Source organism: Lysinibacillus sp. NPDC056959 (genome assembly GCF_042674095.1).
Lineage (GTDB): Bacteria > Bacillota > Bacilli > Bacillales_A > Planococcaceae > Lysinibacillus > Lysinibacillus zambalensis.
Genome location: NZ_JBHURE010000007.1, coordinates 178,661 through 204,988, shown reverse-complemented (window position 1 = coordinate 204,988; position 26,328 = coordinate 178,661). Strand labels below are relative to the sequence as shown.

At 35.9% G+C, this 26,328-nt stretch carries 25 protein-coding genes; 5 read left to right on the top strand and 20 right to left on the bottom strand.

Annotated elements, in window-relative coordinates; translation table 11 throughout:
• Positions 1 to 134: 134 nt before the first annotated feature.
• Positions 135 to 1,061 (bottom strand): manganese-dependent inorganic pyrophosphatase, encoded by a 927-nt coding sequence (locus tag ACFTQ7_RS11430; RefSeq protein WP_386828820.1) that lies wholly within the window; start codon positions 1,059 to 1,061, stop codon positions 135 to 137.
• A gap of 469 nt (positions 1,062 to 1,530) precedes the next feature.
• Here ACFTQ7_RS11430 and ACFTQ7_RS11425 point away from each other — a divergent pair, with 469 nt between their 5' ends.
• A complete protein-coding gene (locus ACFTQ7_RS11425) occupies positions 1,531 to 2,331 on the top strand; it encodes a GNAT family N-acetyltransferase (RefSeq protein ID WP_349661740.1) in 801 nt (266 codons plus the stop codon).
• Between the two features lie 67 nt (positions 2,332 to 2,398).
• Here ACFTQ7_RS11425 and ACFTQ7_RS11420 read toward each other — a convergent pair whose 3' ends face one another.
• Complete coding sequence (locus tag ACFTQ7_RS11420; RefSeq protein ID WP_386828818.1) at positions 2,399 to 3,265, bottom strand: MurR/RpiR family transcriptional regulator; 867 nt, start codon at positions 3,263 to 3,265, stop codon at positions 2,399 to 2,401.
• Positions 3,266 to 3,574: 309 nt separating this feature from the next.
• Entirely contained in the window at positions 3,575 to 4,804 is a 1,230-nt protein-coding gene (locus ACFTQ7_RS11415) for an MFS transporter (protein ID WP_386828816.1), read from the bottom strand.
• A 205-nt stretch (positions 4,805 to 5,009) separates the two neighbouring features.
• Here ACFTQ7_RS11415 and thrC point away from each other — a divergent pair, with 205 nt between their 5' ends.
• Genes thrC through ACFTQ7_RS11400 form a run of 3 tightly spaced genes read left to right on the top strand, consistent with a single transcriptional unit; the run spans position 5,010 to position 7,685 of the window.
• A complete protein-coding gene (gene thrC / locus ACFTQ7_RS11410) occupies positions 5,010 to 6,062 on the top strand; it encodes a threonine synthase (RefSeq protein WP_386828815.1) in 1,053 nt (350 codons plus the stop codon).
• The gene (gene thrB / locus ACFTQ7_RS11405; protein ID WP_386828814.1) at positions 6,059 to 6,973 is read left to right on the top strand and encodes a homoserine kinase; all 915 of its coding nucleotides are present in this window, start codon (positions 6,059 to 6,061) and stop codon (positions 6,971 to 6,973) included. Before thrC ends, thrB begins: the two co-directional genes overlap by 4 nt.
• Positions 6,974 to 7,001: 28 nt before the next feature.
• Positions 7,002 to 7,685 (top strand): MtnX-like HAD-IB family phosphatase, encoded by a 684-nt coding sequence (locus ACFTQ7_RS11400; RefSeq protein WP_386828812.1) that lies wholly within the window; start codon positions 7,002 to 7,004, stop codon positions 7,683 to 7,685.
• A gap of 168 nt (positions 7,686 to 7,853) precedes the next feature.
• Here ACFTQ7_RS11400 and ACFTQ7_RS11395 read toward each other — a convergent pair whose 3' ends face one another.
• The 7 genes from ACFTQ7_RS11395 to ACFTQ7_RS11365 all read right to left on the bottom strand — a co-directional run bounded on the left by ACFTQ7_RS11395 (position 7,854) and on the right by ACFTQ7_RS11365 (position 14,402).
• A complete protein-coding gene (locus ACFTQ7_RS11395) occupies positions 7,854 to 8,465 on the bottom strand; it encodes a phosphatase PAP2 family protein (RefSeq protein WP_386828810.1) in 612 nt (203 codons plus the stop codon).
• A gap of 479 nt (positions 8,466 to 8,944) precedes the next feature.
• Positions 8,945 to 9,073, bottom strand: coding sequence for a hypothetical protein (locus ACFTQ7_RS11390; RefSeq protein ID WP_349659519.1), 129 nt, complete (start codon positions 9,071 to 9,073; stop codon positions 8,945 to 8,947).
• A 29-nt stretch (positions 9,074 to 9,102) separates the two neighbouring features.
• Positions 9,103 to 10,002, bottom strand: coding sequence for a hypothetical protein (locus tag ACFTQ7_RS11385; protein WP_386828809.1), 900 nt, complete (start codon positions 10,000 to 10,002; stop codon positions 9,103 to 9,105).
• A gap of 431 nt (positions 10,003 to 10,433) precedes the next feature.
• Positions 10,434 to 11,048, bottom strand: a complete 615-nt coding sequence (locus ACFTQ7_RS11380; protein ID WP_349659508.1) for a response regulator transcription factor — start codon at positions 11,046 to 11,048, stop codon at positions 10,434 to 10,436.
• Entirely contained in the window at positions 11,032 to 13,245 is a 2,214-nt protein-coding gene (locus ACFTQ7_RS11375) for a sensor histidine kinase (RefSeq protein WP_386828807.1), read from the bottom strand. The genes ACFTQ7_RS11380 and ACFTQ7_RS11375 overlap by 17 nt, the downstream gene beginning before the upstream one ends.
• Before the next feature lie 83 nt (positions 13,246 to 13,328).
• Positions 13,329 to 13,487: a competence pheromone ComX gene (comX, locus tag ACFTQ7_RS11370; RefSeq protein ID WP_386828805.1), complete on the bottom strand. Its 159-nt coding sequence runs from the start codon at positions 13,485 to 13,487 to the stop codon at positions 13,329 to 13,331.
• A gap of 12 nt (positions 13,488 to 13,499) precedes the next feature.
• Positions 13,500 to 14,402 (bottom strand): polyprenyl synthetase family protein, encoded by a 903-nt coding sequence (locus ACFTQ7_RS11365; protein ID WP_386828803.1) that lies wholly within the window; start codon positions 14,400 to 14,402, stop codon positions 13,500 to 13,502.
• 423 nt (positions 14,403 to 14,825) lie between these two features.
• On the opposite strand from ACFTQ7_RS11365, the gene ACFTQ7_RS11360 reads away from it, so the two are divergent.
• Entirely contained in the window at positions 14,826 to 15,443 is a 618-nt protein-coding gene (locus ACFTQ7_RS11360) for a hypothetical protein (protein ID WP_386828801.1), read from the top strand.
• A 256-nt stretch (positions 15,444 to 15,699) separates the two neighbouring features.
• On the opposite strand, the gene ACFTQ7_RS11355 is transcribed toward ACFTQ7_RS11360, so the two are convergent.
• The 10 genes from ACFTQ7_RS11355 to ACFTQ7_RS11310 all read right to left on the bottom strand — a co-directional run bounded on the left by ACFTQ7_RS11355 (position 15,700) and on the right by ACFTQ7_RS11310 (position 26,045).
• The gene (locus ACFTQ7_RS11355; protein ID WP_079562489.1) at positions 15,700 to 16,014 is read right to left on the bottom strand and encodes an antibiotic biosynthesis monooxygenase family protein; all 315 of its coding nucleotides are present in this window, start codon (positions 16,012 to 16,014) and stop codon (positions 15,700 to 15,702) included.
• A gap of 1 nt (position 16,015) precedes the next feature.
• Positions 16,016 to 17,026 (bottom strand): siderophore ABC transporter substrate-binding protein, encoded by a 1,011-nt coding sequence (locus ACFTQ7_RS11350; RefSeq protein ID WP_386828799.1) that lies wholly within the window; start codon positions 17,024 to 17,026, stop codon positions 16,016 to 16,018.
• 63 nt (positions 17,027 to 17,089) lie between these two features.
• Complete coding sequence (locus ACFTQ7_RS11345) at positions 17,090 to 17,851, bottom strand: iron ABC transporter ATP-binding protein (RefSeq protein ID WP_349659320.1); 762 nt, start codon at positions 17,849 to 17,851, stop codon at positions 17,090 to 17,092.
• The gene (locus tag ACFTQ7_RS11340; RefSeq protein ID WP_386828797.1) at positions 17,848 to 18,801 is read right to left on the bottom strand and encodes an iron chelate uptake ABC transporter family permease subunit; all 954 of its coding nucleotides are present in this window, start codon (positions 18,799 to 18,801) and stop codon (positions 17,848 to 17,850) included. The genes ACFTQ7_RS11345 and ACFTQ7_RS11340 overlap by 4 nt, the downstream gene beginning before the upstream one ends.
• Positions 18,794 to 19,744 carry an ABC transporter permease gene (locus tag ACFTQ7_RS11335; RefSeq protein WP_197143796.1) on the bottom strand — a complete coding sequence of 317 codons (951 nt, stop codon included), beginning with the start codon at positions 19,742 to 19,744 and terminating at the stop codon, positions 18,794 to 18,796. The genes ACFTQ7_RS11340 and ACFTQ7_RS11335 overlap by 8 nt, the downstream gene beginning before the upstream one ends.
• A gap of 409 nt (positions 19,745 to 20,153) precedes the next feature.
• Positions 20,154 to 21,206, bottom strand: a complete 1,053-nt coding sequence (locus ACFTQ7_RS11330) for a YkvI family membrane protein (RefSeq protein ID WP_386828795.1) — start codon at positions 21,204 to 21,206, stop codon at positions 20,154 to 20,156.
• A 61-nt stretch (positions 21,207 to 21,267) separates the two neighbouring features.
• Positions 21,268 to 22,374 carry an o-succinylbenzoate synthase gene (gene menC, locus ACFTQ7_RS11325; RefSeq protein ID WP_386828794.1) on the bottom strand — a complete coding sequence of 369 codons (1,107 nt, stop codon included), beginning with the start codon at positions 22,372 to 22,374 and terminating at the stop codon, positions 21,268 to 21,270.
• Between the two features lie 22 nt (positions 22,375 to 22,396).
• The gene (locus ACFTQ7_RS11320; protein WP_386828792.1) at positions 22,397 to 23,221 is read right to left on the bottom strand and encodes a GNAT family N-acetyltransferase; all 825 of its coding nucleotides are present in this window, start codon (positions 23,219 to 23,221) and stop codon (positions 22,397 to 22,399) included.
• Complete coding sequence (locus tag ACFTQ7_RS11315) at positions 23,221 to 24,366, bottom strand: M20 peptidase aminoacylase family protein (RefSeq protein WP_386828791.1); 1,146 nt, start codon at positions 24,364 to 24,366, stop codon at positions 23,221 to 23,223. Before ACFTQ7_RS11315 ends, ACFTQ7_RS11320 begins: the two co-directional genes overlap by 1 nt.
• A 191-nt stretch (positions 24,367 to 24,557) precedes the next feature.
• Entirely contained in the window at positions 24,558 to 26,045 is a 1,488-nt protein-coding gene (locus tag ACFTQ7_RS11310) for a peptide MFS transporter (RefSeq protein WP_386828790.1), read from the bottom strand.
• Between the last annotated feature and the right edge of the window lie 283 nt (positions 26,046 to 26,328).

Below are 26,328 nucleotides of genomic sequence, written 5' to 3'. Positions count from 1 at the left end.
CGCCACGGACACCCTTGCTCTTAGCTAACCTCTACTTCTGTCTTCGGGGTTCGGGACTTGCACCCTATAGTTCATACGCATGCCGGGCGCACATAAAAAAAGAGGTTGCCTATTTCGAGGCAACCTCTTTTCCATTATTTCAATGCATCAGTTAAAACTGGAACGATTTGTTTTTTACGAGATACAACACCCGGTAAAAGTACGCGATTATTCACAAGCTCTGCGCCAAATCCTTTTGCTGCAGCCTCTGCTACTTGTCCAATTGCAACAGCAGTTGAATCATTGTTTAAAATATCCGTTACAACAAAGAAGAATAAATCTAAACCATTTTCTGCTACATTTTTATTTAATAAATTTTCTAATTCCTCTTGGCGGCCAAGTACATCGTTAATGTCGACAGCATTTACTTGGGCCACTACAGATTTATATTCACCGAATTGGAATTCTTTCGCATCTAATGATAAAAGATCTTCTAATGATTTATCTGAAAGATCAGCACCTGCTTTAAGCATTGCTAATCCATATTCAGCGGCATCAACACCTGCAATTTTCGCTAGCTCTTCACCAGCTTGTACATCTTGCTCAGTGCAAGTTGGAGATTTGAATAATAATGTATCAGAAACGATGGCCGAAAGCATTAAACCAGCAATGTTTGCAGGAACTGCTACGCCATGTTCTTTGAAGATTTTATTTAAAATCGTAGCAGTACAACCTACAGGTTCAGCTCGGTAGTATAGTGGGTCAGCTGTTTGGAAGTTTGCAATACGGTGATGATCAATCACTTCTGTAATTTGTACTTCTTCGATTCCGTCTGCAGATTGTTGGAATTCATTGTGGTCTACAAGGATTACTTTCTCCGCTTCTCCAGCTACTGATGAAATTAATCGAGGTGCCTCAAAGCCAAATTTATCTAAAGCAAATTGTGTTTCATTATTTACTTCACCAAGGCGTACCGCTTCAGCATCAACACCAATTTGCTGTTTTAAATATGCATATACAATAGCAGATGTAATTGTGTCTGTATCTGGATTTTTATGACCAAAAACTAAAACTTTACTCATTAAATTAATTCCTCCTAAATGGCAATAACATTTATAGTTTATTTTATCATACCTTATGAACAAACATGTTATAAAGTGAAAGTTTATCTATAAAGGATCTACTGCCAATATACATCCGGAATCCCCCGTTTTAGGATAACCATATTATCATGTATTACTTACTTTTCTTATACACGCTAGAGGCAGGCTTTATTAGCTCAGGAAAGAAGACTAAAAGTATGACTACCTGGAAAGCATAGGGAGATAAAAGAATCCCTTTTTATAACATTTATAGATTATTATTAAATATAATATATTTATCTGTTAATAACACCCTATTTATAACATTTAATAATAAAAATACATAGTTTATAAAAAATACTTACTATAAATAGATATAAAGTTGTGTTTTTATATTTATGAAAACGTAATTTTATGCTATTATCAGGTAGTCTATATTTTTTAGGATATACAGGAAATGGGGATCACAATGACAAAGAAGATGGAAAAAAAGTATATTCCTTTAGCAAATTATTTTGAAGTAGCTTTACAACAAGAAATTACTTTATCATTTAGCGAACTCGAAAATATTATGGGACAAGCCTTGCCAAATGCAGCTTACTTAAATAGGAGCTGGTGGAAAAAAACAAAGCCCCCTCTCTCTCACTATTTGTCGTGGACAAATGCAGGCTATTATGTCATGGATGTTAAGCTCGGTACTAGTGTAACTTTCTCGCGTACACAAATGAAGACTACGAGTAATGTTTCTACAAATGACGATAACCCACCTGCATACATAATTCGAGCAATTGAAGCATCTGACGCCCGATCATTTATTCATTTGCAAGAAGAAATTTTCCAACAAACTGACTTCATGTATAATATGGAAAACGAATTAGACCTTACAGTTCAACAACTTCGAAAAGATTTGGTCTATTGGAAACAATTGAAGAACCGTACGATTTTATGTTGTATAGTAAATGGCATTTTTGCTGGCTATGCCGTTATTCATGGATATAAACATTCTAAAGCTAAACATGTTGCAACAGTTCATCTAGCTGTTAAGGAGGAGCATCAGCGACAAGGTATCGGCTCAGCGCTGATGGAAGCAGTAGAACGTTGGTCTATACAGCGAGATATTTCACGCCTAGAAGTATCTGTCATGGAGCATAATGAATGTGCTTTAAATTTGTTCAAAAAATTAGGTTTTCAGCAAGAAGGCATCCGACAAAATGCAATTAAATTAAATGATACCTTTATTAACGAATATAGTTTAAGCAAAATTTTATAAGCTTCTTTTTCAAGGATGTCTAAAACTTATTTGGACATCTTTTTTTATGTGTAGCGTTATAAAATGATTAGAAAACTTGCTTTTCTCTTACTGCATCTAAAAATAACAAATTATTTTCTACTTGTTCATAGGATTGCTGATATTTCTCATATTGTGCCTTGTCCTGACTGACCATTTCCTCAATTAGCGCATGTAAAAAAGAGAACAATACTGGAATAACGTCCAATGAAGATTGCTTTTTCAGACCAAGTGTAAATAATGCACTTGCATATTCCCGAATAGAAGAAAACGCAGAACCAGTAATGGCGATAATCCTTGCCTTTTTCTTCTTAGCAATTTCTACAATCGTTTGAATGTCGTTTGAATGCTTGTCCCATGAAAAAACAATTAATGTCGTTTGATCACTCATACTGTTAATTTGCTGTACAAGATCATCAGATTCTGAGCGAAGCTGTTTCACGTTTGGACGTAACGTTTTCATTGTATACGCTAACCAGTTTGCAATGGACGCAGCTTGACGAGTACCTAAAATATAAACGTTCTCTGCTTCGTGCATCCATTTAGAACTTTTTTGGAGCGTATGATCATTTATCAAATGAATCGTATCTTGAATATTTTGTATATCACGTTGCATGACCTTACCAAAACTCGAAATATTAATCTTAGTTGATGGATATGTAAGTTGAAGACTCTCATGACCATTTTGATTCATTAAATAGATTCTAATTTTGTCTTGAAGCTCTACATAACCCGATAAATCCATCGCATAACAAAAACGAATCACTGTCGATTCACTAACATTAGCCTGTCTCCCTACTTCTGCTGCTCCATTACTAATTACAACTGTAGGATTGTTCATAACAAATTGTGCAACTTTACGCTGTCCCTTCGACAGCCTAACAAATCTACTTTCTATTTCTTCATTAATACTCATTTCTAACAACCTTTCTTTCAATGAAATTATCACGAATGGAGATTGTTTCTTACTGACTCTAAATTCGGTTAAAAATACAGTATCACGATTACAATCTGAATACAATGACTTTTCTGAAAAATCTTCAACACTTTAAATTGCTAATGTGACAGTTTAATAAAATTGTTCTATCCTTAAGTTTTTCGATGAATTGATTCTAACAGATTTTTAAAAATATTTGAATAAAAATTAATATTCCTTAATTTTTATGTAATAAAATTACAAAAAATGTCTTGGATTAGACAATTGCCCATCCAAGACATGATTTTTTTAATCTAATTCCATTTGTTTTGTTTCTTGTCCTAAGAAAATTACCCCAACAACTCCGATAATAATCGCTCCGCAGAAAATCGCGAAGATGAAGCCGATATCATAGCCTGCCGTTAATAAATATCCTACTAACAAAGGGCCGAAGATGCCACCGATACGCCCAACGGCTGCTGCCATTCCTGCACCTGTTCCACGAATAATTGCTGGATACTGCTCTGGTGTATAAGCATAGAGTGCACCCCATGCGCCTAAGTTAAAGAATGATAAAAACATTCCCGATGTTAATAGTACTACCATCGTTTCGGCATTACCAAAAATGAAAGCACTTACAGCTGTACCAATTAAATAGGAAACAAGTACAAACTTCCGTCCAAATTTTTCTATAAACCATGCAGCTGTAAAATAACCTGGTAGCTGTGCAAGCGTCATAATGAGAACATATTTAAAGCTCGTAATCATATCGAACCCTTTACTAACCATGACACTTGGTAGCCATAAAAACATACCGTAATACGAGAAAACAACCGTAAACCATAATACCCATAACATAAGTGTCGAGCGTACGTATTTTTTCGACCATACTTCTTGAATATTTTGCACAACACTACGTTTTTTAGACTCTGCCTTTACTACAAATTGAGGTGAATCTGGTAAGTGCCAACGAAGATAAATTGCATATACTGCTGGAATTGCCGTTAACAATAAAGCTATACGCCATCCCCATGTTGGAATAACAAAATACGAAATCAGTGCAGCGATTAACCACCCCGCTGCCCAGAAGCTTTCCAATAAAACAACCACTCGCCCACGTTCCTTTGCTTCTACACTCTCAGAAACTAGCGTCGATGCGACTGGCAATTCGCCCCCTAGTCCCATGCCTACTAAAAAGCGTAGTGCCATAAAAGCAAATAATGTAGTTGTAAATGCCGATAAGCCACTTGCAATCGAAAATAAAACGAGCGTCCACATAAAAATTTGCTTACGTCCTACTTTATCGGCAAGCACACCGAAAATAAGAGCTCCTACAGCCATCCCGATTGAATTGATGCTACCTATCCAACCTGCTTGACTTGGTGTTAATCCCCATTCAACTGCTAACGCCGCAATAACGAATGATAATATCCCTACATCCATAGCATCGAAAAGCCAGCCAACGCCTGCTACCCCTAAAAGCTTATTACGAGAAATAGATTGTTGAACCTTATTTGTTGTTACAGTATTTGTCGTCATTCCAACCACCTGTCTTTACACTTGACTTTACATCGCAAGTTTACTATACAGTTATTTCAAGAAAGTGACAAGTAAAAATTCAAATTACCGAATTGTTTCGACAATTTCTCAAATTCTATTGAAAACATAGGGCCATTTGCGTTAAAATGTCTTTTATACAAAAACAACTGTTCTTCCTATAAGAACAAAAGGAGATCGTAACGTTATGTGGAAAGGCCTAATCGAGGAATATAAACAATTTTTACCCGTAACAGAAAGTACACCTGCTCTAACTTTAAACGAAGGCAATACGCCTCTTATACATTTAGTAAATTTATCTAAGAAACTTGGCATTGAACTTTACGGAAAAATCGAAGGTGCAAATCCAACAGGTTCATTTAAAGACCGAGGCATGGTGTTTGCCGTTGCAAAGGCAATTGAAGAAGGTAGCAAATGCGTTATTTGTGCTTCAACAGGTAACACTTCAGCTGCAGCTGCAGCTTATGCAACACGTGCTGGAATCCAATCCATAGTCGTGATTCCTAAAGGGAAAGTTGCCCTAGGTAAGCTAGCCCAAGCGACAATGTATGGTGCAAAAATTATCGAAATCGACGGTAATTTTGATGATGCTTTAAATATCGTTCGTCAAGTAAGTGAAACAACTCCAGTGGCACTTGTAAACTCTGTAAATCCATACCGCATCGAGGGGCAAAAAACAGCATCATTTGAAATTGTAGATGCTTTAGGAGCTGCTCCAGATTATCTTTGCATCCCCGTTGGTAACGCAGGTAACATTACTGCGTACTGGAAGGGCTTTAAAGAATATGATGCAGCAAAAGGCTCTGGCTTACCTAAGATGTTCGGCTTTGAAGCTGAAGGTGCAGCAGCAATTGTAAACGGTGAACCTATTGCTAATCCTGAGACAGTGGCAACAGCTATTCGTATAGGTAATCCCGCAAGCTGGAAATTTGCAGAAGCAGCTCGCGATGAGTCAGGTGGAATTATTGACTCGGTTACAGACGAAGAAATTTTAGCTGCTTACAAATTAATTGCAGGCACTGAAGGAATTTTCGTTGAGCCAGGTTCAGCTGCATCATTAGCAGGCGTTATTAAATCAGTTGAAAATGGCAAAATTACAAAGGGCTCTAAAGTTGTTACGATTTTCACTGGTAATGGCTTAAAAGATCCTGATACTGCTATGAATATCTCGACTGTAGATGTTGTCTCACTTAAAAATGATGAGGAAGAAATTCGAAAATACATCGAGGGCGTACTATGAGTAACATGTGGCAAATCTCAGTTCCTGGGAGCACTGCCAATCTAGGCTCCGGCTTTGATTCAATAGGGCTTGGCTTGTCTCTTTACTTAAAGTTAACCGTGTCTTTACAGGATAGATGGGACATTATTCACCTCGATGATAATGGTCCTAAAGAGTTTGAGCTAGAAGAGCACTTACTATACGTGATTGCTAAAAAAATTGCAGATCAATACGGTAAGCAGCTACCTGCCTGCCGTGTTGAAATGGCAAGTGAACTTCCATTAGCCCGCGGTTTGGGGAGTAGTGCAGCTGTCATCGTTGCAGGAATTGAACTAGCTAACCAAGTATGTGATTTAGGTTTAACTGTACAGGATAAACTCGATTTATCCTCACAAATCGAAGGGCATCCAGACAATGCAACAGCCTCGGTATTAGGAGGATTAACAATTTCCTCAATGGATGAAAATGGCGTTGTTGATACATTTCATGTTAATGATATAGAAGCTTCCTTTGTTGTGTATGTACCAGATGTCGAACTAAAAACAAGTGAAGCTCGTTCTGTTTTACCAGAGCAATTTGACCGTGCATACGCAGTGAGAGCCTCTGCAAATGCAAATATGCTAGCAGCTTCATTAATGGTTCGTGATTATGAGCATGCAGGTCGTTATATGGAAGCTGATTTATTTCATGAACCTTTCCGTGCCCAATTAATCCCGCAATATAAAGAAATCCGTGCATCCGCTAAAGCTAATGGGGCATTTGGAACAGCTTTAAGTGGGGCGGGACCAACAATGATTTCTATCATCCCTACTGCTATTGAGCAAAATTTTGTAAATGCGATGAAAAATCAATTTCCAGAGCATCAAATTATCTTAACAAAAGCCGATGAACATGGTGTACAGGTGAAATTTAAACGTCTACTGCAAAAGTAGACGTTTTTTCTTGGAAGGGGGAAGTAGCTTGAAACCAATTATTTTTTGTGATTTTGATGGTACTATTACAGAAACAGATAATATCGTCTCACTAATGACTCAATTCGTTCCAGAGGAATCTGAGAAAATTGCTACGGCAATGATGGAACAAACCATTACCTTTAAAGATGGCGTTTCAGCAATGTTCGAGCTATTATCGACTAAACAAAAGGATGATGTTATCCATTATTTATTAAATACAGCCATTATACGTAAGGGCTTTGGTGATTTCGTTCGTTTTGCACAAGAGAAGCATATTCCGTTTTATATTGTTAGTGGAGGTGTAGACTTTTTCATTGAGCCACTGTTAGAAAAGTACGGTCCATTTTCCGGTATATATTGTAATAGTGCCGATTTTTCCGGACAGCAAATTAAACTCGTCTTTCCAAACGGCTGTGATGAAGAATGTACGAAATTTGAGACACAGGGCTGCGGTTGTTGCAAGCCAAGCGTTATGCGACAGGTTGCACAGAGCAATCATTTTAAAATCGTGATTGGAGATTCACTCTCTGATTTTGAGGCTGCAAAACAGGCAGATTTAGTACTTGCTAGAGATCATCTTATTAAACGTTGTAAAGACCTTCATCTTCCTTATGAGTCTTTTGAAACATTCTATGATTGCTTAGAAGTTGTAAAAAAGCTTATGGAAGCAGACAAGGCTGTTTCCATGTAATTAAAAAAATAAAGCTCATCACCATAACGTGTGGTTGATTTCCGTTCCGACTGGGCGCTTTCCCTTTTGGTGGTGAGCCGGAGATAAGGGCTGTATGTTCATAAGTGACGCCCTTATTTCTACATAAAAAAGGGAACCAACTTTAATTAGATGGCTCCCATTTCAGGTTTATAATTTATTTTTCGTTTTAAAAAGTCTCTTTCGACGTTCGTACCAAAAAACACAAATAACAAACCACGTATACCCCATACTCCAGCCGGCCAATACATCAGAAGCAAAATGACGGGCTCCAGCAACTCGAGACAAACCAATAAGCACAGTTAAAACAACTGCCCCAAGCCAAAGTAATGTCTTACGTCCCCTGCTATTGTTCTCCGAAAACACATAAGCAATTGTAAATAAATACAAGATACCGGTCATAGAATGTCCGGATGGAAAGCTAAAGGATGTTAATTGTTCTTCAATCTCCGGTCTTGGTCGTTGAATCCATTTTTTTAATAATTGGTTAAGTACATTCCCACCTGCGATTGTTAACAAAACAAATAGTATGCCTCGGTTATTTTTCACTTTCCACGCTAAATACACTATTAAGACGATAGCGACAGATACTACAAATACCGGTTCTCCTATATAGTGAAAAAATTCTACAAAACGGTTACCGAAAAATAAATCAGCCATTTTTGTATCAAAAGTACTGATTAATTTACTTTGAAAAGTACCTCGTAACACAAAAAAGATAATGAGCGTTAATACCGCTAAAGGATAAGCCCACTTTTTCATTTATTACTTCACCTCAAAACTATATGCTACTATTACATTTTTCACATCATATCATATTTAAGCTTGCTTGAGGTAATTTGCTTTTTATCCCGCATTAAGGGGCTGTATAATTTAAAAAATCAACTGACCCTAAATGCCCAATTGGTGAAGTCTAATAATCAGCGGGGTAAACCTCCCCACTGATTTAAGTTTCTCTTTATCCCGCATTAAGGGGCTGTATAATTTAGAAATCAACTGCCCCTAAATGCCCGATTGGTGAAGTCTAATAATCAGCGGGGTAAATCTCCCCACTGATTTAAGTTTCACTTTATCCCGCATTAAGGGGCTGTATAATTTAAAAAATCAACTGACCCTTAATGACCGGTTGGTGAAGTCTAATAATCAGCGGGGTAAATCTCCCCACTGATTTAAGTTTCTCTTTATCCCGCATTAAGGGGCTGTATAATTTAAAAAATCAACTGCCCCTTAATGACCGGTTTCTAACCTACCGTATTCCCTCTTTCTTGTGGTATGACAAAGGATTTTCCTTCTGCTTTATTAAAATAATTTGAAAGAGCTAATGCAACGACAAATAAGATTGCAACGATAGGTATTATTTTTCTAAACAAAATATACACATCCTCATTTTCGATTTGAATTATTTTAATAACACTGGATCGAATAACCAATCCTTCGGTCCAAAGTTTCTATCCTTCTCTCCTCTTACCTCACGGGATATATTATTTTTAATAATTAGTTCTCTAAACTTTCTACTGAACAAAGTTTTTCGGTATAAATATCTTCCGTCATGGCTCCATTCTGCCGAGAGGAATATATCATTTTTTATATTGGTTAAATCTTCGCGATGATAAGTATCAGGACCATTAATTACCCCACTTAATCCGCAACGACATGGAGGCTGCTCTGTCGCAAAATACAATTTAACTCTTCCAGTGCTAGATTCCGGCAATACTTGTGTCGGTATAATTTGAAAAGCTTTTCGCTTCCCTTCTTCCGGTCCTTGATGAATAACCTCTAAAAGTTCAAAGCCTTTAATATCTTCTTGTTTCATTAATGTCGCTAATTCCTGTGAAGCTACCCAATATCCGCTCACATGAACTAGATGACGATCTTTCATTTCCGTAGTATCTATCACTAATGGTGAAAGTTGTTCTTTTTCCATTAGTCCACAGTGCTGGCAATGGGTGCTTAAAGAAAATAAAGTTCCTTTATCATCTATAAACATATCAGGGGAGTTACCTGCCGAATTTAAGGTAAACAATGAAGCTTGCTCATATTCGCTATCTGAAAAGTCAAAGTAAAAGCGTTCCCCAATAGAAACAATTCCTAATTCATGTTCCAATGATTTATATAGTGCCGCGACATGTTCGTATGTTACATCATCATTTAATGTAAAAATAGGATTAAATGATGCCTTTAAATTTCTCTTTCTTATTTCAGGCGTACCGACGAAAATACCATAGCGATTATAAACTTTAATGACTTGATCTTGACTAGATTCATCTATAGAAAATAAATTTTCAAGTTCTACTTTCAAAATACACGCCTACCTTTATATAAAGTTTTATAGTGAAGTATGTTGACTGGCTAGTAACTTTAAAAAAATCTACAATCTCTACTTTATTCTTAGATAACTAGGCTTTTATCGAAATCTTATATTATCGTATTACTTACTATAACAAATCTACTTAACCACGATTAACTTAAGCGTACCAGTACTTACACCGATATTTCAACGTTGGATTTACGCCAATTTTTTGGCGGTCTTTGTCCCAATTTTTGGCGTGATTTGGCGGACATACAAAAAATACCGCCAAATTTTGGCGGTATCAAATGAAAATTTTAGATATTTAGACTTATAGTTTAGGTATAATTAACTAAATTAAATTATGGTATTTTAAAACCACCTAAACTCTCCCTTTTTATTGAAAAATCTACCAGCAAGAATGATTATAACATACAGACAATCTATAGTAAATTCATTCTTTCTGCAAGATTCACAGCGTCTGTCCGTGAATCTACATTCAATAAAGAAAATAGCTGCGTTAAATATCTTTCAGTTGTTCGCTGAGGGATATTTAATTCTATAGCAATCGCTTTATTCGTATGTCCTTCTGCAATCAACCTTAAAATTTTCTTTTCTTTTTCATTTAAGTGTATATCAAGTTTTGCATCCTGCAGTTTAAATTTATTATCGAGAAAATCCAAGAAATTTTGAGGTAACACAATCTCACCATTTGCAATGGCTCGAACAGTTCGTAAAATTTGCTCCTTAGACGCTGTTTTAGCTAAAATCCCTTCTATTTTCCGCTCTAAAATAAGTGGATAATAATCAGTAATATCATCACCAGTATAAAGGATAATTGAAGCATTTGACTGGATAGCTTTAATGTTGCGTGCTAAATGTATGCCATTCTCTAATGGCATATTTATATCAATTAAGTAAATATCATACGGTTTGTTTTTAATTCTCTGTATGACATGAGTCGCATCACTTTCTGTATCAACTATAATATCATCATTTTCTTGAAATAAATTTTTCGTTCCCTCTAACACAATAGGGTGGTCATCCACTATAAGCATCGTAATCAAGTGTATCACTTCCTTCTTTTACTGTAATTCTAATAAACATCCCTTCATTATCCTGTGAATCAATGTAAAACTGCCCATTAAAGGCCTTTACACGCTCTTGCATACCTTGAATTCCCATTGACTCTCCGACAATAATATCATCTACATTACAGCCTACCCCATCATCCTTATAGATGATTTCAAAACCATCGTTCATTTCTTGTAAACGTATTTCAACTGTTGTTGCATAGGAATGTTTTAAAGCATTGTTGAGTAATTCTTGAAACAGTCGATAAATCATTAAATTCATACGCTCATCTTCTAAATAAAGGCGATCTATCGTATAAATTAATTTAAAACTAGCTCTTTCTATTACTTTACGAATTAACTTTTCTAACGCAGCGTTTAGCCCTAATGTATCTAATAATGGAGGTTTTAAATTTTCGCAATACGCTCTTAAATCATGTAAAGACGTAATCATCTGTTGATGAATTTTATCAAGTTTTTGCTGAATATCCGTTGTATCTTTCGCATTGACTAGGACATCAACCTCACGGGCAATATGGAGCTGCTCTTGCAAATTGGTATCATGTAATTCTTGAGCTAATTGATATTTTTCCTCTTCAAATCTTAACCATAATAATTTGCTTAACCAAGGTAATTGACTATCATCTACCTGTCTCATATGCCTTAGTTCCTCTAACAGCTCTTCTACCATCTTTGTATTTTCAATAAAATTGTTTACATATAATAAAAGCAATTCAAGCCATAAAAGCTCTTCATCTTTTAAATGAATCGAATTTTTATGTTCCAATACTAAGGCTCTTTTATAATGAGCATCTTGATGGAGGAAGGCTAAGTAGACTTTGTCGATTCTCCGTATTTCTCCTAATTTTAAATCCTCTATTAGCGCTGGATTAGTTGAAAGCTTTACCTCAACCGTTGAAGAAAATTGATTTGTGTCATAGTTATAAGTTAATACAAATACATTCTCTAGCTCAAGATGTAATGAAACCTCTTGTGCAAACTTCTCTAGAAGCTCATCTATTTTAATCGTTTTACCAATCCTATCGACAGCAGTGTATAGCTGGTGTATATAATCCCCTTTTGTCGAAAATAAAATTTTTCGCTTTCGATAATCTACCTTCTCTTTTATGTAAAAAAGGACAACTAACGATGTAAAAGTAAAGAGAGAAACACCTGATATTACAGGTATTGTTAAATATTTTCCGGCAATGCAATACAAACCGACTATAAACCATAAAGTAAATATTAATGAAAAAATTATATAATACCTAAGTCTTGTAATATGGTATTCAATATCAAATAGCCGCTCTGCTAACTGTGTAAAAATAAAACTAAACGGAATTAGCAATAAAAATAGAGCACTAATTTCAGCTGAAAGTATAGATTGATGAAATAAAATGTTAGGGAGCGCATATAGAAAAAGGAATGGCAGAAACGGAATCATTATACTAATTAATAAAACTTTTAACTGAGGCGATTTATATTTGAAATAGCTTAGCAATAAAATACTAAGTATGATAATAAGGAAAATGAGGAACACAGTTAGTACAATATTCGAAAGTAAATTATTAATAGCAGGGTAAATAATGCCCATACCGCCTAGTATCATTGCTACCACAGGAAGAATATAAAATAATTTTATATTGTTAGAACGCAACCAGTTTGTTTTTAAAAATGTATAATAATTTCTTAAAAAATGGAGTAGTAACACTAAGCATAGCAACATGGTACCCCGGTTAACGATTACACCTATACTGTTAAGGCCGCCGGATGCACCGATGCTAACATAAGCAATGGAAACAGTGAGCAAAAATAAAATAAGCAAACATAAAAGAGATGTATTTTTTTGTTTAAAATATAAGTAAAACACAATAATTAATGTTAAAAAAAAGTAACCGGATGGTATTACCAATAAATAATAAAAAAATTGCTCTTGTAAATCTGATTTACTAATCCTCACATCAATTATTTGTCCGTTAGGCTTCATAATTGTTAGTGAGCTTGCCGTACGTAAAACATGATCATGTTTTACATTAGGGACATTCTCTATTTGGATGTTATCTACACTTAAAACAACATCTCCTTTAGTAATTCGATTTCCATCCGCTAATTGTTTATTGTATGAATTAGTTGCTACCCATTCCCCATTTTCTTCTTTTAAACCTATTGTCAAAAAATTCATGCTGTAAGTGACATATAGTAGGTAAGAACCTAGCAATATGTAAATACTTATAGCAAGCAGAAACCATATACGTTTAATTATTTTCAGTTCCAAAATACGTTTTCTAAGCATACTATTTCTTCAAATGAGTCAAGTATTGCTTTTTGCTCCATAGCTGAAATTCCAATTAATGAGGCTTTTTGTTCTTTTATTAGTGTAACTAGTTCTTGGTTCTTTTCTAGATGTTGAATTACATTAATCATACTAATCTCTCCTCATTTCATAAGTTTTTTTAGGTAGTCTGTATATACTTCATTTATAGCTACATTTTCAAGAGCATTTAATGCTTTTAACTTATATACATTTTTAATAGTAATTGCATAACGTATCGCACCACCATTTGTCAACTCTTTTGCCGTAGCATTATTATCTAAAAATGCATCTATATTGTCATTATAATAGCTTAAAACAGACTTTGAAACATCATTTTTCTGTGATAAAAGATAAATAATAGGCAATGAGTATCTTTTATTTAACAAATCATTTTTTGATCCCCAAGTTTTTAAACTTTGAATATCGTTTTTAATTTGTTGGATAATACCTATGTATTTCCCATACTCGTTAACATCAGAAGATGTCTCACCTTTTGCAAGTACTTCACCAATTAAGCAACCCATTGCTGTTAAAGAACCTGACTTTTGCTCAATCATTTGTAAATATGATTGCTCATCCCTACAAGTATTAAGTAAATCTAATTGCTGACCATTTATACTTCGTAATGCATAATCATCAAGTATTTGAATAGCTGCACTTTTGTGTTCAAAGGAAGTCTCACGTATAGTTCTAGAAGCCATCACTAGCATAGCTAACGCAACATTTAATGATAATTCAGGTGTTTTAGTCCAACTGTAGTCTGAATCCTTGTCCTGCAAGTCATCGATGATATCAAACGATAAAATTAAAAGTTCAATTGCTGCGGCAACTTTATAGATGTCCTCGTTCAAACAATCTGCAAATGCTTCGTAATGCCAATAACATAGCTTACCAAATGAATAGCCAACTGCCTTTTTTTCTTCCTTAAAAATCTTTAGCATCGACCGTAGTTCAAGACCTATCAATAACTCGTTTTCAATTAGAATATCCAATGCTTCATTAATTTTTTCGTCAAGCTCCTGCAATAGTCCTCTCCTCCCACAAGTATGTTATCAAATAGTATACAGATTAATGGGAAATAATACTAGGAATTAAAATTATAAGGGAATATTTTACATAAAATCATGACGGATATACCGCCAAAAAATGGCGGTATTATATTATTGACCGCCATTTTTTGGCGTAAACCCACCATTGAAATGGCGTCCTTATCGATGATACGCTTAAATAGGGTAAGATCATTTGCATTCTGTTCGTAATATTTTGATTTAATCAAGTTAAAAGCTTCATCGCCAAATATTAGAAATAGAATTAAGAACGTATGCCATGTACTGAAGAGAAGGCTAAGTGCATTCGGAATAAAAATATCTTAAGTTATCACGATGGACAGCTAGGAATCATTTAAATCTATTAACAGGGAAATACTCGAAACACAGGGAGTGATTGAAATGAAAAATGACGTAAATGAAAATGTTTTAATACTTACAGCTAATTTCTCCTGTACAATTTCTGTTTCTGAAGAGGAAATAACGATTAAAAAACCTTCGAAAGAACAGCAATGTATAGAGCAAATAATTGTTGAAGCCGAGCAACAGGCTTATAAAGAAACATTGGCAGAGTATAAAAGCAAATCTACATTTTCAAATTTTATTTGCAATATTCCTGGATTTGAGGATACTTTTCAGCAAAAGCTAGACGCTTTTATTGAACAATATGGAGTTAAAAGAGTATCTGAAGAAAATCAATCTATACCGCCTTTAGTAAGTCCATTTACCTCTGGATTAAACATACATACACCTATAATCTATGCGTTTCCAAGCTTTTGTATTATAAATGCTAGAGGCAATTGCTCTAGCACTTCTATTAGAAATGCCGCTGTCGGCTTACCTATTTATCTCTATAATTCAGAAATAGAAATGTCCTCTTTAGGGAAAAATAATACTGCTATAAAGGAAGCTAATTATGCACCCAAACATTTTACCGAGGTCTCCATTAGTGATAATGGTATTTCTTTTAATATTACGACAGCATTTAATGCATGGAATAAAGCGTCCATTAAGCATTAAGAAATAAAACTACATTGGGATGGCACGGTTATAAATTTGTGCCTCCCTTCTTCCTTAATAACGTTTTATGTGTCATTTCAATGCTTCTATTCATCGCTTAATTTTTCTATCCGTCACTCCGACTTCTTTCAGTCTCGCTAGCCATTCTTTCCTTCGCTCTCTGTCTCTTTGCCTATCTATTGTTTTTTCTACGAGACCGTATGTATTCGTATAAAAAAAAGGTGCCTCAAATGGACTTTGAGACACCTCTACATTATTAACCTTTTACATAATAAACTTCTTGTCCGCTTTCGATGATGTGATCAGGCTTCGGTTTACCAGCATTTGCTTTATGACCAGCAATATGCTCCGGGCTCTTCTCCCAATTTTTCCATGCTTCTTCTGATTCCCAACGAACCACAATTAACACTTCTTCATCACCACGTCGTACTTTTTTCAAAAGTACTTGCTTATCAATAAAGCCTGGCTGTTGTTCAAGTAATGTTGGACCATCTTTTTTAGCACCAAAACGTTCAACTACTTTATCGGAATTCCCTTCCGTAACGACAATACGTTTAATTTGTACAAACATATTATTTAAACGCCTTTAAAATGTCATCAGCTTTTTGAGTTTCAGAAGTTAAACCGCCACCAGATAAATACCAAACTTGCGGATCTAAATAGAAGATTTTACCGTTTTTCGCAGCGTTAGTAGCACTAACGATTTCGTTTTCAATTGCAGCTTTTGTACCAGACTCACCTTCTGGAGTTACAGCAGCATCACGGTCAACTACGAATAAAACATCTGGGTTTGTGTCACGTACATATTCAAAGCTTACATTGTCGCCATGTGAATCAACTTTAATTTTTTCATCAGCAGCTTTTACACCATAAACATCATGAATTACACCGAAACGTGAACCAGGACCATATGCAGATAATGCACCTTCAGAACCTAGTACGATTAAAGCTTTTTCTTTAGCTGAAGCTGTTGCCGCTTTAACTTCCTCTACTTTTGCTTCGTAAGCAGCAAATGCATCAGCAGCTTCTTTCTCTTTACCAAAGATCTTACCAGCTAATTCAACGTTAGCTTTCAATGATGGCATGAAATCTTTTGCATCCACACCTACGAATACTGTCGGTGCAATTTTAGATAACTCATCATAAGCTGCTGCTTGACGACCAGAGATGAAAATAATATCTGGGTTCATTTCAGAGATTGCTTCAAAATCTGGTTCTTTTAAAGCACCAATATTTACGTAAGATTTATCAGCATATTTGCTTAAATACTTTGGAACTGATTTTTGTGGAACACCTGCAACTTTAACGTCTAAAGCATCTAAAGTATCAAGGAAACCATAGTCAAATACAACAACTTTTTCTGGCATTTTATCAAGAGTTACTTCTTTAAATGTATTTTCACCTTGTGTGCTACCTGGAATTGTGATTGGATAAGCTGTAGCTTCTTCCTTTTGCGTCTCAGAAGGTTTGTTATCAGTTGAAGAATCTTTCTCTTCTTTTTTTGCTTCGTCCTTAGAACCGCAAGCAGCTAATACTAATAGCATCATAGCCATTAATACAGTTAGTAATTTCCAATTTTTCATTGTAAAATTGCTCCTTTAAATTTAATTTATAGTTAATAGATGGTTATCCCATCTTTACTATTTCTAAGAGTTGAAATACACACAAATGCGACATCCATTTTGCTCTTGAACAGGAATATCCATATCGTAGATTTCTTTAAGTGCATCAGGGTTGATAATGTCATTTGTTGGACCATCTTTGACAACACGACCATTTTTTAATGCAACAATATGATCAGAGTAGACCGAAGCAAAGTTAATATCGTGTAATACGATGACAACCGTTTTCCCTAACTCATCCACGAGCTTACGCAAAATTTTCATGATTTGCACAGAGTGCTTCATGTCTAAATTGTTGAGCGGCTCATCAAGCAAAATATAGTCTGTATCCTGTGCAATAACCATTGCGATAAATGCACGTTGACGTTGACCGCCGGATAATTCATCCAAATAATTGTGTTGAATATCCTCTAAATTCATATATTGAATTGCTTCATCTACTTTTAGTTCATCCTCAGGCTTTAAATTACCTTTTGAATAAGGGAATCGCCCGAATGAAACAAGCTCACGAATTGTTAAGCGTACATTCATATAGTTTGACTGCTTTAAAATAGATACTCGCTTTGCAAAGTCATCTGATTTCCAACGACGTACATCAGACTTGTCGAGTAATACTTCTCCAGTATCTGCATTAAGTAAACGGCTTACCATTGAAAGCAATGTTGATTTACCTGCACCATTTGGTCCAATAAAAGATGTTATTTTCCCTGGTACAACGTCGACACTGACATCTTGAATGACCGGTTTTTTCCCAAAGTACTTGGAGAGTTCTTTTACTTGGATCATCCTGCTGACCTACTTTCCTTCAATAATAAGTAGATGAAGTATACGCCACCTACGAAGTTTATAATAACGCTCAGGGTTGTATCGAAGTTAAATATACGTTCGACCATCCACTGTCCACCGACTAAAGCTACAATACTCATTACACAAGAACCTATGACGATCACAGAGTGCTTGTACGTCTTAAAATATTGATATGATAAATTTGCTACGATTAAGCCAAAGAACGTAATAGGCCCAACAAGAGCTGTAGATACGGCTATTAACACCGAAGATAATATGAGCATACGCTGTACAAGCTTATCATATGGTACCCCTAGGTTAATGGCTGTATCCCGACCAAGAGACATTACATCTAGTTGGTTCATATGACGCCAGCCATAAATAAAGGTAATGATGATGACAACAGCTGCAAGCCATACTAAATCCGAATTGACATTGTTGAAGCTTGCAAACATTTTACTTTGTAAGCTTAAAAATTCATTCGGATCTATTAAAACTTGGAAGAACGTAGTTACGCTTCCTAAAAACGTTCCGACAATCATACCGACAAGCAGTAAGAAATAAATCGGACGCTTACCTTCTTTGAACAATACACGATAAAAAATTAACGCAAAGATAACCATAGCTGAAACAGCTAGTAAGAAATTGTATTTGGCATTAATGACGAATATCGACATAGAGCCAAAGAAATAAAAGATGAACGTTTGAACCATCATATATAATGCATCAAGTCCCATTACACTTGGCGTTAAAATACGGTTATGTGTAATCGTTTGGAAAACCACCGTCGAATAAGCAATCGCAATTCCGGTTAACGACATAGCAAACACTTTAATGAGACGGCGTGGGAACGCATAATGATAGTTATCATTAAGTCCATAAAATACATACAGTAAAATAGATGCTACAGCCAAACCTAGTAAGATCAACATTTTTGTACGGTTACGCATATGCTTTCCCCCTAAATAACATAATTAGGAAGATTGCACTTCCGATGACACCGACAGTCATACTAATCGGAATTTCATAAGGGAAAATCAGTACACGCCCTATAATGTCGCAGAATAACAAGAACGACATTCCTAGTAGTGCGGTATGAGGCAATGTCTTAGCAAGATTATCCCCTTTGAACAGCGAAATTATATTCGGAATGATTAAACCGAGAAACGGTATCACACCAACTGTCAGTACTACCGTTGTCGAAATAAGTGCTACTAACACTAAACCTAAATTCACAATGAATTTATAGGAAAGACCAAGATTTTTTGCAAAATCCTCACCCATTCCTGCCACTGTAAAGCGGTTCGCATAAATGTAAGCTAATATAAGCACGGGTACACTTATGTATAAAAGCTCATAACGACCTTTCATCATTAATGAGAAATCTCCTTGTAACCACGCAGAAATGTTTTGGATAATATCCGCCTTATATGCAAAGAAAGTTGTAATTGAAGAAAGGATATTCCCAAACATTAAGCCAATAAGCGGTATAAAGATCGCATCTTTAAACTTGATTCGATTTAATATTTGCATAAACAATAATGTGCCGGCTAAAGCAAATAGGAAAGCGAAGGAAATTTTTTGAAAATACGTGACGTTTGTGAAAAACATCATCGAAATTAGAACCCCCAACTTCGTAGCATCTAATGTACCTGCTGTCGTTGGTGACACGAACTTATTCCTACTTAAGCTTTGCATAATTAAACCAGCAATACTCATACCTGCACCTGCTAACAAAATTGCTACAAGTCTCGGTATACGACTAATAATAAATAGTCTAGTTTCTTCTGATTCGAAGTCTAATAGATCACTCGGTTTAATATCAACTACTCCGATAAATAGTGAAACTATAGACAACACAACAGTTGCTGTTAAAAGATATCTTTTTTTCATTGTAATCCCCGGTAGATTCATTTTTGCTCGTAATAATCATTGAAAATGATTATCATTACTCACGATTCTCATTATAAGCTCGTTTCCATTCTCAGTCAACCTTCCATTGAGAATTATTCTCGTTTTATTTGAGAATCTTTAATAACACGAGCTTTCTTAACGGAATTCTTATTTATTTGGTTCCTCAAAGTTAAATATCTCTACTTTTTCGTCACAATAAAAAGGTAATTGAGAATAAAATACTAATTTTTTCTCAATCACCTTTTAAATCAATTGATAATTGCGTCCGGAGGCTTTGGGCCAATAAATGTCTTTTGCGCGAAAGCAAAGCGGCAACAACAACATGATGTTGGTCACTCAGTCGTGTGTTGTTATTGCTTTTGCTACATAAAACATTCGCTGAAAGAAATTATGCTATTCGTCGAACGCCTTTGAGCCACGCAAAAACAATTAAAATGATTAATATAAAACCTACATACCCCATCACTGCATATAGCTTGGCTACAAGCGTTGTAAAGCCAGCGAGACTTGCTAAAAAGCCCAATGCGCCGATAAAAAAGGCAGTAACCTTAAAACTAGCCTTATTAGGTTTAAAAAACCTTACCATAAATGAATAGAACATCCCTACCGCTGTATTATAAATCATCCCTAATAAGGAAAAAGACATCAACAGACCGACTAGAGGATGAATTTCATTTGCTAAAGCTAGCATCGGTATATCTAGGCCAACGATTACATTCATTTTGGCAAGAAGGGATAGGTTAATAAGAAGAATTAAAGCTCCGAGCAAAACCCCACCAATAATGCCTCCCATCCCCGCCACCTTCTCATTGCGAATAGATCCACACATAACAGTTAAAAGAGAAAAACACACACCGATATTAAAAGACGTATACAGTAAAGCTGTAGTCCACCAACTTTTAGTACTCACTTGTGCTTGTTGTGCGATAACAGCTTGTTCGACAAAGGTCAAATCCATCGTAGCTATTGAATAGACAGCTATGATCGAGACAATTGCTAGCAGATAGGGTGTAGCAATAGCAATAATGTTTATAATACTCTTCACATTCATCATAACCGTCGCTATAGTCAGTACAATCATACAAATGCTCCCTAGCCAAACCGGCAGTCCAAACATTTGATGAAACGTAGCGCCTGCTCCTGCAAACATGATTACTGCTACACCGAATAAGAAAAGGGACAGTAAATAATCCATCACAAAGCCTACAGTATTACCTGATATTTGATAAATTAAATCCTTGTGCGATGTCGTACGTAATCTTGAGCTAATTTGTGCAATGCACATTCCCACTAAAGCAAATCCAAATGTCGCAATAAATGCACCATATACCCCATGAAAGCCATAGCTTGTAAAATAAAGTACGATTTCCTGTCCTGATGCAAATCCCGCACCGACGATAATTCCTACATAGGCACCACCGATTTGCAAACTTTTTTTCAATCAGTTCTCTCCCTGTTTATCCTATTATCGGGATCATCACCAAAGTGTGGTGATGAACCTATTATTGATAGACCTTTCTGCTGATTGTTAGCTTATCGATTACCTTCAAATTAGGTGTATATCCAATACCAATTGTTTGTGGCACACGAATATAACCATCCTCTACAATTACTTCAGGTGTAATGATATCCTCATACCAATAATGACTAGAGCCTGCAGTATCCCCTGGTAGCACAAAATTAGTGAGCGATGTTAATGCAATATTATGCGCTCGTCCGATTCCTGCCTCTAGCATGCCACCACACCAAACAGGAATTTTATTTTCCTTACATAAATCATGAATTCTTCTTGCTTCTGTTAAACCGCCTACACGTCCTATTTTAATATTGATAACACCACAACTACCAAGCTCTATCGCTTTTCGAGCATCTTCATAGGAAGTGATGCTTTCATCTAAACAAATAGGTGTTTTTATTTTTTGCTGTAGCTTAGCATGATCGACAATATCATCTACAGCTAAAGGTTGCTCAATCATTAATAGATTAAATGCATCAAGTTGCTGCAATACATCCATATCGTTCAATGTATAGGCTGAATTAGCATCTACCATTAATGGCAGATCGGGCATTTCAGCTCGTATAGCACGAATTACTTCTACATCGTGACCAGGCTTAATTTTCACTTTTACTCGTTTATAGCCTTTATTTACATGGCTTTTTAATAGCTCTATTAATGCTTCGGTGGAAGATTGAATACCTACACTAACGCCTACCTCTATTTGTTCCTTATGTCCACCTAATGCTTTTGCAAGTGATTGTTTCGTTTGTTGAGCATAAATGTCCCATATAGCCCCTTCAATAGAGGACTTCGCCATGCAGTTACGACGAATAGAGGAAAACAAAGCACTAATTTCATCTGGATGCCCAACCTCTTTATGTAACAAGATAGGTATCAAGAAGTCTTCAAGCATATGCCATGTTGTTTTTAATGTCTCCTCTGTATACCAAGGCGCTACAAAGGCAACAGCTTCTCCCCATCCTACAGTTCCTGATTGATCTATCGCTTCTATAAGTAAAAATTCCTTTTCATCAATTGTGCCAAAACTCGTTGTAAACGGAGATTTCATTGGCATTCTCATATGTCTAACTGTAATCTGTTCTAGTTTCACAAGATTTCACTCCTTATCCTTATTATAAAGCTAATAAGGAGCGTCTGACTAATAGATAGCTATGGACATATTCCTTGTGCTTTTTCATTCGAACGATTGCATAATCTTGTTCAAATAATGTCGTTAAAATAGTACGAACTTTATAACGCCAGTCTTCTGCAAGCTTAGGACTATCCACTTTCATCTTTTGTAAATATTGAGGTATGGGCAATAAATAAGCGTCCTTATAAAATAATTGCTCTCGCTGAAATTCACCTTCAATATCGAGCACCGGTAAGCCATCTACCGTTAAAGACCACGGTACAATTTCTTCGACTCCCTCTTCTAGTTCATCTAAGGAATCATCTACTCGATCGCGTTCGATCCACCATTCTACGACAATTCGATCTGAAGGTAGCCCATCGTTAAAATCATCCTTGAGCGGACCATAATAATCATTTTCATACTGAAGACTAAAGGAATTGAGCTTCAAAAACGATAAATTAGCCATACATGCTTCTAGTGGATCAAATAGCCAAATCACAAGCTGAAACCCATGTTCTTTTGCATATTCCTGCTGGGCATGCTTTAATAATTCACCTACACCTTGTTCACGATATGTTTTCTCCACGCCAATCATGTGTGAGTGTAAATACATTTTTCCATGTCCATAGCCAACAAAGCAGTAGTTAAAGCCAATCAGCTTGTCGTCTAAATACGCCCCAAGTACTAATCCACCATTTTGTACAGCCGCTAACAATTGATGAGAGGGAATAGCCTGACTCCCCCAAATACTTTCGTTTAAAATTTGCACTTCTGCAACCTCTGTAGGTGTCATTACTTTTTGAATACGCACTCTCTCTAACATTATACTGACCCCTCCTTTGTATTCCCTGACTCCAACGCTAACAATACCGCTCTTGTAAGAATTTCAACTCCAGTTACTAGCCTTGCCTGCTTAAATTTCATCTTCGGATGATGTAGTCCTGGTGCTAGTCCACAGCCTAAACCTAACATCGTAGATTTTAAATGTGGGCGTTGGACAGCATAATGATGAAAATCTTCTCCTCCAGGTGTATGAATTGGCCTTCTTAAATTCGACACCCCTGTTGCTTGCACGATTGCTTTCTCCATAAGAGATTGAGCGGTTGAGTCTACCTCAGCAGCTACTATATTTGCCACTGTACGTAATTCAATCTGCACTTTATGCAACAGCTTGGAAGAATCAATAACCCTTTTTACTCCCTGTACAAGTGCATCCATCACATCATTTTGTTGAGCTCGTATATCAATTGTGAACGCTGCATTCCCAGGAATAATATTGCCGGATTCTCCTCCTGCATGAAATTTAGTCATCTTAATTGATACAGGAACCATCGGATTTGTATGAATGGTTCGTAAATCTTCAATAATAGTTGCTCCTACTTCAATGGCATTCACACCAAGATGCGGTCTAGCAGCATGGGCATCTTCTCCAATGATTTCTCCTTCTAATAATCGAGAAGCTCCATGGTGCAACGCGGCACAATATGTACCGTCTTCAAGCTCTTGGACAGGTCTTACATGGACACCAAATAAAAAGTCTAAATCATCAATGACTCCTTCTTTTAAAACAGAGAAAGCGCCTGTTCCTTTCTCTTCCGCTGGTTGAAAAATTACACGAATTGTACCTTTGAATGATGGAGCAAGCTCTTTCAAAAGTAAGAGGGCACCGATTGCCATCGTCATATGTCCGTCATGGCCACAGGAGTGATTCGCACGAAATTCACCATCTACTTCCTGCCATAACGCATCCATGTCTGTACGTAAACCGACTTTAGGTTGACCATTCCCTACATCAACATAAAGCCCTGTACTGTTTTTAAAGCGTATTGGTGAAAAACCTTCACGAGTTAGTAAATCGAAAATATAATTTGTTGTTTCTACCTCATGCCAACTTATTTCTGGATTCGCGTGCAAGTACGTGAAAATATCCATTAATCTTGGCCTCAAACGACTCAAAGCTTCCTTCATAGCATCCAACCCCTTGAATTATCATACTATTAAGATTATTATAAATGAAAATAATAACTTTTCTACTCTAAAACGTCCCGTTCCAGCCATTTAACCACACGTTATGTGATGGGCAGATTATCAACAAAATATTCTTTATACAAAAAAAATGCAAGCACAGTTATTTGAATAACTGTACTTGCATTTTTTGATTAATTAATACCTCGCATAGCTTTTGAAATAATCGGTGAAAGTACTAATATTATGATCCCTAAAACAATTGATAATGAGCCTAAGAAACCGAAGTATGTGAATTCACTTACCACTTCATAGACTTTTACAAGTTGTGCGTTGATCGCTTGCGCTGCTGCGCTTGTTAAAAACCAAAGCGACATCGTTTGTGCAGCAAAAGCCTTTGGAGCCAATTTTGTAGTAGCCGATAAACCTACTGGCGATAATAATAACTCCCCAACTACAACTAAAAAGAATGATAATACTAACCATAATGGGCTTACTAAATCTGTACCACCAGATAAATACGCTGGAAGCATCATCACTAAGAATGACAATCCTGCAAAGAATAATGCATAAGCGAATTTACGCGGTGTCGATGGTTGCTTATCTCCCCATTTCATCCATAACATGGCAAACAATGGAGCCATTGTAACGACGAATAAAGGGTTTAACGATTGGAACCAAGAAGATTGAATATGGAAACCACCAATATCTAATCGTGTACGACTATCTGCAAACGTTGCTAAAATAGTTGCCCCTTGTTCTTGGATTGCCCAAAACATTACAGCTGATATAAATAACGGAATATAAGCGAGCACTCGAGACTTCTCGTCCTTCGTTGTTTTCTCACTGCGATACATATAAATAAAGAACAATGTTGGAATTACAATACCTAGCGTAGTAATAATTATACTAAAGACATTCATTGTTAGTACGCCAGTTTTAATACCAATTGCCCCAGCAATAATAATAAGTAAAGCGATAATCCCAAATCGAGAAAAGACTTTTTTACGTTCTTCAGGCAGTAACGGGTTGTTTACCTGTAACCCTGCTAACCCTAAATATTTTTTCTCTGTTAATTTATAAATAATTAAACCAACTAACATTCCGATCCCTGCTACACCAAAGCCTAGGTGGAAATTATACTTTTGTCCAATTGTTCCGACAATTAAAGGTGCAAGGAATGATCCCATATTAATACCCATATAGAAAATTGAAAAACCTGCATCACGGCGACTATCTGTATCAGCATACATATCTCCGACAATGCTTGAAATGTTCGGTTTTAATAAACCTGTCCCAATGACAATAAAGAACATTGAAACAAATAACATGCTCACACCACCAGGTAAAGCTAGCAGGAAATGTCCAAACATAATGAACACTCCACCATAGAAGATGGTTCTACGTGTACCTAGTATTCGGTCAGCAATCCAACCGCCGAGTATCCCGGACATGTAAACCATTGATCCGTAGATGGCCATAATGGAGTTCGCTGTTCCACGATCTAAACCTAGACCGCCTTCATGCAATTCATAATACATAAAGAAGATCAGAATTGCTCGCATACCGTAGTATGAGAATCGTTCCCAAAATTCTGTAAAAAATAATGTAAAGAGCCCTTTAGGGTGTCCGACAAAGCCGTTTTGAGGGACGGATTTTACAATTTCATCTTTAGTAGACATAAAAATATCCTCTCCCGATTTCATTATTCGATAATAATATTATTACCCAATTGTAAGGATAAAAACTTTATTTCATCATACTAAAGCGTTTTAAAAACTTTTTCAAGAGTTTTAAAAAATGTTGGAATTTTACACCTTTTCTTTAAATTCAGACTCATTTTGCTATAATTATAGCAAACCTATTGATATTACTGAGTTTTCTTACTCTTTAATATCTACTAATTTATAAACCTCTGTAAAATTATTCTAAAATATTTTATAATCAGATTATTTACTTTATTAA

Excerpts from the sequence above, each read along its gene's own strand:
- ACFTQ7_RS11430 (WP_386828820.1), bottom strand. The coding sequence starts at position 1,061 with ATGAGTAAAGTTTTAGTTTTTGGTCATAAAAATCCAGATACAGACACA.
- ACFTQ7_RS11425 (WP_349661740.1), top strand. The coding sequence starts at position 1,531 with ATGACAAAGAAGATGGAAAAAAAGTATATTCCTTTAGCAAATTATTTT.
- ACFTQ7_RS11420 (WP_386828818.1), bottom strand. The coding sequence starts at position 3,265 with ATGAGTATTAATGAAGAAATAGAAAGTAGATTTGTTAGGCTGTCGAAG.
- ACFTQ7_RS11415 (WP_386828816.1), bottom strand. The coding sequence starts at position 4,804 with ATGACGACAAATACTGTAACAACAAATAAGGTTCAACAATCTATTTCT.
- thrC (WP_386828815.1), top strand. The coding sequence starts at position 5,010 with ATGTGGAAAGGCCTAATCGAGGAATATAAACAATTTTTACCCGTAACA.
- thrB (WP_386828814.1), top strand. The coding sequence starts at position 6,059 with ATGAGTAACATGTGGCAAATCTCAGTTCCTGGGAGCACTGCCAATCTA.
- ACFTQ7_RS11395 (WP_386828810.1), bottom strand. The coding sequence starts at position 8,465 with ATGAAAAAGTGGGCTTATCCTTTAGCGGTATTAACGCTCATTATCTTT.
- ACFTQ7_RS11380 (WP_349659508.1), bottom strand. The coding sequence starts at position 11,048 with ATGCTTATAGTGGATGACCACCCTATTGTGTTAGAGGGAACGAAAAAT.
- ACFTQ7_RS11375 (WP_386828807.1), bottom strand. The coding sequence starts at position 13,245 with ATGAATTTTTTGACAATAGGTTTAAAAGAAGAAAATGGGGAATGGGTA.
- comX (WP_386828805.1), bottom strand. The coding sequence starts at position 13,487 with ATGATTAATGTAATTCAACATCTAGAAAAGAACCAAGAACTAGTTACA.
- ACFTQ7_RS11360 (WP_386828801.1), top strand. The coding sequence starts at position 14,826 with ATGAAAAATGACGTAAATGAAAATGTTTTAATACTTACAGCTAATTTC.
- ACFTQ7_RS11355 (WP_079562489.1), bottom strand. The coding sequence starts at position 16,014 with ATGTTTGTACAAATTAAACGTATTGTCGTTACGGAAGGGAATTCCGAT.
- ACFTQ7_RS11350 (WP_386828799.1), bottom strand. The coding sequence starts at position 17,026 with ATGAAAAATTGGAAATTACTAACTGTATTAATGGCTATGATGCTATTA.
- ACFTQ7_RS11345 (WP_349659320.1), bottom strand. The coding sequence starts at position 17,851 with ATGATCCAAGTAAAAGAACTCTCCAAGTACTTTGGGAAAAAACCGGTC.
- ACFTQ7_RS11340 (WP_386828797.1), bottom strand. The coding sequence starts at position 18,801 with ATGCGTAACCGTACAAAAATGTTGATCTTACTAGGTTTGGCTGTAGCA.
- ACFTQ7_RS11335 (WP_197143796.1), bottom strand. The coding sequence starts at position 19,744 with ATGAAAAAAAGATATCTTTTAACAGCAACTGTTGTGTTGTCTATAGTT.
- ACFTQ7_RS11320 (WP_386828792.1), bottom strand. The coding sequence starts at position 23,221 with ATGTTAGAGAGAGTGCGTATTCAAAAAGTAATGACACCTACAGAGGTT.
- ACFTQ7_RS11315 (WP_386828791.1), bottom strand. The coding sequence starts at position 24,366 with ATGAAGGAAGCTTTGAGTCGTTTGAGGCCAAGATTAATGGATATTTTC.
- ACFTQ7_RS11310 (WP_386828790.1), bottom strand. The coding sequence starts at position 26,045 with ATGTCTACTAAAGATGAAATTGTAAAATCCGTCCCTCAAAACGGCTTT.